The sequence below is a fragment of the Frankia sp. CeD genome, assembly GCF_000732115.1.
Classification (GTDB): domain Bacteria; phylum Actinomycetota; class Actinomycetes; order Frankiales; family Frankiaceae; genus Frankia; species Frankia casuarinae.
In genome coordinates this window covers 1-5,683 of the sequence record NZ_JPGU01000081.1, presented here as the reverse complement: position 1 = coordinate 5,683, position 5,683 = coordinate 1, and the positions used below count along the sequence as shown (strand labels likewise).

Annotated in this window: 8 protein-coding genes; 6 read left to right on the top strand and 2 right to left on the bottom strand. The window is 66.6% G+C overall.

Annotated elements, in window-relative coordinates; genetic code table 11:
- Window positions 1-20 precede the first annotated feature (20 nt).
- On the bottom strand, window positions 21-371 hold the full coding sequence (locus CED_RS24065) for a hypothetical protein (protein ID WP_134351918.1): 351 nt from the start codon (window positions 369-371) through the stop codon (window positions 21-23).
- A 15-nt stretch (window positions 372-386) separates the two neighbouring features.
- Window positions 387-752: a hypothetical protein gene (locus tag CED_RS24060; protein WP_133056881.1), complete on the bottom strand. Its 366-nt coding sequence runs from the start codon at window positions 750-752 to the stop codon at window positions 387-389.
- A 293-nt stretch (window positions 753-1,045) separates the two neighbouring features.
- Here CED_RS24060 and CED_RS20730 point away from each other — a divergent pair, with 293 nt between their 5' ends.
- The 6 genes from CED_RS20730 to tmk all read left to right on the top strand — a co-directional run bounded on the left by CED_RS20730 (window position 1,046) and on the right by tmk (window position 5,101).
- On the top strand, window positions 1,046-1,306 hold the full coding sequence (locus tag CED_RS20730; RefSeq protein WP_200875452.1) for a hypothetical protein: 261 nt from the start codon (window positions 1,046-1,048) through the stop codon (window positions 1,304-1,306).
- Window positions 1,303-1,845, top strand: coding sequence for a DUF6879 family protein (locus tag CED_RS20725; protein WP_035913532.1), 543 nt, complete (start codon window positions 1,303-1,305; stop codon window positions 1,843-1,845). Before CED_RS20730 ends, CED_RS20725 begins: the two co-directional genes overlap by 4 nt.
- Window positions 1,814-2,695 carry a helix-turn-helix transcriptional regulator gene (locus CED_RS20720; protein ID WP_035913529.1) on the top strand — a complete coding sequence of 294 codons (882 nt, stop codon included), beginning with the start codon at window positions 1,814-1,816 and terminating at the stop codon, window positions 2,693-2,695. Before CED_RS20725 ends, CED_RS20720 begins: the two co-directional genes overlap by 32 nt.
- 138 nt (window positions 2,696-2,833) lie before the next feature.
- A complete protein-coding gene (locus tag CED_RS20715; protein ID WP_035913539.1) occupies window positions 2,834-3,988 on the top strand; it encodes a radical SAM protein in 1,155 nt (384 codons plus the stop codon).
- Window positions 3,985-4,578 carry a 3'-5' exonuclease gene (locus tag CED_RS20710; protein WP_035913527.1) on the top strand — a complete coding sequence of 198 codons (594 nt, stop codon included), beginning with the start codon at window positions 3,985-3,987 and terminating at the stop codon, window positions 4,576-4,578. Before CED_RS20715 ends, CED_RS20710 begins: the two co-directional genes overlap by 4 nt.
- Window positions 4,553-5,101, top strand: coding sequence for a dTMP kinase (gene tmk / locus CED_RS21780; protein ID WP_200875451.1), 549 nt, complete (start codon window positions 4,553-4,555; stop codon window positions 5,099-5,101). Before CED_RS20710 ends, tmk begins: the two co-directional genes overlap by 26 nt.
- Window positions 5,102-5,683 lie beyond the last annotated feature (582 nt).

Here is a 5,683-nt window from a genome sequence, read left to right as displayed (position 1 = left end):
AGCAGTAGCCGACCACAAACTCAAGACGCCACGCCGTACCTACTTTGACGTCGCCCTGCCGTCAGAGCGTCCATATCCGTGTGACCGACACCTTCGCTATCCGAAACACCACCCAAAAGGGGCTGGAGAATTTCAAACACCATTGCTGCCGCGTCATCGGGAAGTCGAGTCGGTCCGTCCGCAGTGAGTGCGTCGTCGAGCAAGCCTACAATCTGCTCCTGCACATGGCGCCAGTGATCCTCGCCGACCCAGTACTCTGTTCCCGTCTCCGAACCCGCCTGAGACTCCTTGTCAAGAACACCTACCGCAACCGCGAGCGTTAGGACGTTGCTCCATTGGAACTGTCGTTGTTCCTTCAGTACCGCACGCACGGCGGAATCAAGTGATCATAGCGCCACCTCTGCCATGTCCTCGGCCAGCCGCATGAGGGCGGGGTTGCTACTGTCGCTAATACTTCGGGACGCACCGTCAAACCAGTCCAGGAAGTGGAATGTGGCGGCCACCACCTGGCCATTGTCCACCTCCGCGTCCATATGCGCCGAGGGGCCGCCCCAAAAGAACTCCACCCGCACCAGCCGCCGCGCCGACACCGCCAAGGGTGCCAGCTCTTCGCGTATTTCTTCCTCGCGGGCGTAGTCGTTGGCCCGTAGCGCCTTATCTAAGCGTTTGTACCTTCGCCTGTACCACCGTTCCAGGTTCAAAAGCTGGGCGTCGATACGGTCTTCACATTTTTCATTTCGATCATTGGACATGGTTGGTTCCTCCATGCCCGGCTCTAGCAATATCAGGTTGTCAAGGTGTAATCAGCCGGTGGCGCACCGTTCAGGGCGGGCGCACCGGCGGCGGTTGGTGCGGGCCAGGGTTGGTGCGGGCCAGGGTGGTGCAACTTCCCTGTACTTCCTTCAAGCGCAGGCAGCGGGAGGGACACGGTTCGGCGCCGAGCCCGGTCAGGCGCGAGCACAGTACGAGGTTCCGGATCACGTACGACGGCCCTCGGTTGACGTCCTCCGTCCGGTTCGTCACCATGGATGCCGAACGGTTCGCGATGTTTCTAGCAACGGAGGCACCCGTGCGCGTCCGGTTCCTCGGCAAGGACCCCGAGTCCCAGATAGACAACTCACCGACCCTGTTCGCCACCGACCGCACGGACCGCGTGACCTACATCGCCCAGGGGTGGAAGGTGACCGACCCCCAGGCGCTCGCGGACATCGGTGCCGTCCCTGACCACGAGNCNTTGATCGAGANCCNGGAGGAAGTCCTNAANTTCTNCNCCCGCCGCTACCTGGAGCAGGAGGGGGAGCACTGAGCCAGCTCATCCCACCCGGCCCCGAGTTCCGGCAGCTCTTCCACTCCTTCGAGCACACCGCATACCGCTTGGAGGCGCGCGACACCTACGACGCCAGCTACGAGAACGAGTCGCTGCGCCGGTTCCTCGCGGGCGAGCCGGATGACCTTCTGTGGATGCAGAGCTGGTTGGACATGCTCAGGGAGGCGACTGCCGCCGGCCGTAGGTTCGCCCGCGTCCGGGTGGTGAGCCTGCCGCTGACCGACTACAGCCGGTTCGGGGTGTGGTGCGCGCAGTTCACGAACGGGGCGGGCGAGGACATCCGCTACCTGACGCGCGATCTGGCCGAGGCCGGCGGCCTGCCGGGCCACGACTACTGGTTGTTCGACTCATCCAAGCTGGTTCGGATGGTCTTCGATGAGGCAACCCGCTTCCTCGGCGGTGAGGTCGTCGAGGACCCGGCCGAGGTCGTACGGCACAACTACTGGCGTGATGCCGCCTGGCACCACGCCGTAAGACGGGACGATTTTGTCACCGAACAGCACCTCCGGCGCGTCTAACGTCCACGAGGCGCGCAGCGCGCTCGGCAAACGACTCCGTGAGCTTCGCACGTCAGCCGCAATGAGCGGCCGGCAGCTCGCGGAGTCTTTGTCATGGCCGCCGTCGAAGGTGTCCAAGCTGGAGAACGGCCGGCAGACCCCGACCGACGACGACATCAGGGGCTGGACCGAGGCCACCGGCAGCCAGGCGGAGACCGAAGCCCTGCTCGCGGCCCTGCACACCCTCGAAGTGCAGCACGCGGAGTGGCAACGCATCCTACGGACCGGCTTGAAGCCGCGGCAACAAGAGCTGATCGAGTGGGACGAGCGAACGCGGCTCTTCCGGGCCTTCGAGGCCACGGTGATCCCCGGCCTGCTCCAGACGGCCGAGTATGCGCGGGCACGGTTCGCCGAGGGCATCCGCCGGCTGAAGCTGCCGAACGACATAGGCGAAGCGGTGGCCGCCCGCGTCCGGCGGCAAGAGATCTTGTACCGCCCCGATAAGCGGTTTCACTTCGTACTGACCGAAGCCGCGCTCCGGTTTCGGCTGTGCCCCACCGACGTCATGCTTGGCCAGCTTGACCGCCTGATTTCGTTCTCCCAGCTACCCAACGTCCGGCTGGGGATCATCGGATTTGAGACGCAGTACGCCACGTCGCCATGGCATGGCTTCTGGATGTACGACACCGAACGGGTCCTGATCGAGACCTTCAGCGCGGCGCTGGATTTGCGCCAACCGCAGGAGATCGAACTGTACGCGGGCGCCTTCGAGGAGCTCGCGGCCGTCGCCAGCTACGGTCGTTCGGCGCGCGCGATCATCAACGGTGTCATTGAGGATCTTGCTTCGGGCGTCCCCGAGGATGGCGTCTAGTTTCGCCCGCTGTGGTCTTCTCTCATGGTTTCGAGAAATCTAAAGAAATCTTCTGGTGCCCTGTGGTATGGACGCCTTACTCTCCGACGCGAGGCAACGTCACGCTGCCCCGCTTGGGGAGGTTTGGAGGGCCGCCGGGTGCGCAGTTTCGTCCCGCTGTTGAGCGCGGGACAGATCGAACGCCTGCCGTCGCGGGCGCGGGAAGTCGTCGAGTACCGCAAGAGCGGACTGTCCCTCAACCACGTCCAGGGGTGTCCGCTGGACTGCGCCTACTGCATCCGCCACACCTATGGCCTGTGGGACCAGCGTCAGCCGCGGGCGCTGATGACCGACGCCGAGGCCGTGGCCCAGCTTGTCGGCCNCCCCTACTTCCGGCCGGGAGCGACGCCTGTCCAGCTTTTCAACCGGGCGACCGAGCCGTTTCTGCCGGCCGTCCGGCCCCACACCTTCGCGGTGCTGGAGGACCTCGACGCCCGCGGCCTCACCAACCACGTGCTCGTCATCACCCGGCACCAGCTGCGGCCGGAGGACTGTGAGCGGTTGGGCCGCCTGACGAGTGTCAAGCTGACCGTGCTGTTTACCTACTCCGGCATTGAGGACCGGCGCATCGAGCCCCACCCCTCCGAGGTCGCGGCGGCCTCGCTGCGGCTGGCAACCGCCGTCCGGCCCCGGCGCTACCGCAGGATCTTCTACTGGCGTCCCCTGGTGCCTGGCCTCAACGACACCGATGAGCACTTGGCCCGCGCGGCTGAGCTTTGCCAGCACGCCGACGCTACCGTCTTCACCGGCCTCTTCTACCGGGACGAAATCGCCGCCTACTACCAGGCTGCGGGCCTGCCGGAGCCGTACGCGGCCACCGCCCGGCGCAAGGTGGTGCCCGAGACCCTGGAGCGGCGGGTACTGGAAGCCCTCGGCGGCCGGACCCAGCTGTTTCGTAAGACCTCGTGCGCGGTGTCGTTCGTCCACGGCCTGCCCGACTACAACGGCCACTACGGCGTCCGGGAACTGTGCGATATCTGCCCGGTCGGCCAGATCCGCCGGTGCCACGACGCCCACCAGGTTCCTACGCAAGAGGAGTTGGTGGCCCTCGCGAGCACGGTGCCCGACACAGACGACCTTGAGGTCGTAGACATCACCGACCGGGCCGCCGTGGTCGCGGGTCTCCCGCACGAACAGCCCCGTTACTTCCTCCAGCACGCCCTTGGCTTCCAGGTTCACGACGTGCGCCATCCTCACCACGCGCGGCGCCACGGCCGCGCTGACATCGGATGGAAGGAGCCGGTCGCCTCATGACGGACTGGACGAGCCTGGACTACGCCGTGGTGGATGTGGAGGGCAACGGCCAGCAGCCGCCGGACCTGGTGGAGCTGGCGGTGGTGCCCATCNCCGGCGGCGCCATNGGGGAGCCGNCCGCCTGGCTCCTGCGGCCCGAGCGCCCGATCNCCGGCTTCGCCCGCCGCATCCACGGCATCACGAGCGACATGGTCGCAGGCGCGCCGGTCCTGGCCGACGTGGAAAAGGAGATCCGCGCGGCCCTGGAAGGCGTGGCGATCGTCGCCCACAACGCACACGTTGACCTCGGCGTCCTGCGGCGCAGCTTCCCAGGTTGGGAACCGCGGGACGTTTTCGACACGCTCAGGCTCGCGCGGCGGCTCCGGCCCGAGCGCGTCAGCTACCGGCTCGGCTCGTTGGTGGAGGCCTTCAGCCTGGCTGACGGCCTGGACCCACAGCACCGGCCCCACCGAGCCACCTACGACGCCCTGGTGACGGCCCGGCTGTTCGCACTGCTGGCAACAGGCCCGGACAGCCGCCCCTTGTCCCTTGACGAACTCCGCGACCTTCCCCCTGGAGGCGACGATGACCCGGCTGCGACCCTTTTCTGATCACCGCCGAGGGCTGTTCATCAGCGTGGACGGGCCGAGCGGGGCAGGCAAGTCCACCCTCGTGCGCCACCTCGCCCAACTGCTCGTCGCGGCGGGCGAGGACGTCCACGTCACGGCCGAACCGTCCGCCGGCCCTATCGGTGTACTGGCCCGCGAGTTGACCGAAAGCGTCACCGGCCACGCCTTGGCCTGCCTGTATGCGGCGGACCGCTACCACCACATCGAGACCGAGATCCGGCCGCATCTGGAGCTGGGCCAAACCATCATCTCCGACCGCTACGTGCCGTCGGGGCTGGTCATGCAGCGCTTCGACGGCTTGGACCCGGCCTTCCTCTGGGCGCTCAACGCCGAAGCCGCCCGGCCCGACCTGTGCGTCATCCTCGAGGCCGACCCCGACATCATCGCCCGGCGCCTGGTGGAGCGGGGCGCGCACAACCGCTTCCAGCTCGCCCCCCGGCTCCAGCCACGCCGAGGCCCACTTCTACCGCCAGGCCACCGAGCGGCTGATCCAGGCCGGCTTTGACGTCCTGCGCGTGGACTGCGGCGCCCGTCCACCGGAGCGCCTGGCTGAGGTCATCCGCGACCGGCTCCTCAGCTTTTTCACCGCGCCCGCCATCGAGACGTCGGCGTAGGGCGCGCCGCCAACCGGCGGAGGTAGGCGCTCGGCTTCCCCAAAGACGCGGGACCGGCGGTGCTGGNCGGNGCCCNCCACNGGNACCGAAGAAGACCCGCCGCCGGTCCTGCCTGCCCCAACTCACCTACGAAGGAGGGACACTTCGGAGTTTTTCGGAAACTTGTCATAGTCGATTTCGGAACGGATATCCGGCTGGTTCGGTCAGGCCCCGTATCGGTTCCCGCCAGCACGGGGAGCGGACAACCCGATCGAAACAGCCCGACCGACAGCGAACCGGGAATTCTCCCGCGTTCCGCCCGGCACTTCAGGAAATCCAACCTGCCATGGGCATGAGAGGCCCTCTTCGTGGAATGTGAGTCTTACCAAAGAAAACACATCGACCACGAAGAGGGTGCCTCCAGTGTATCGACTTCCCGGGCTGAGCCTGAAAGCTGCCGACGTCGTCGTCGCGATGGCCGAGCGGCACTTCCC

Bases quoted from the DNA above. Each gene is read 5' to 3' on its own strand.
- CED_RS24060 (WP_133056881.1), bottom strand. From the start codon at position 752: ATGTCCAATGATCGAAATGAAAAATGTGAAGACCGTATCGACGCCCAG.
- tmk (WP_200875451.1), top strand. From the start codon at position 4,553: ATGACCCGGCTGCGACCCTTTTCTGATCACCGCCGAGGGCTGTTCATC.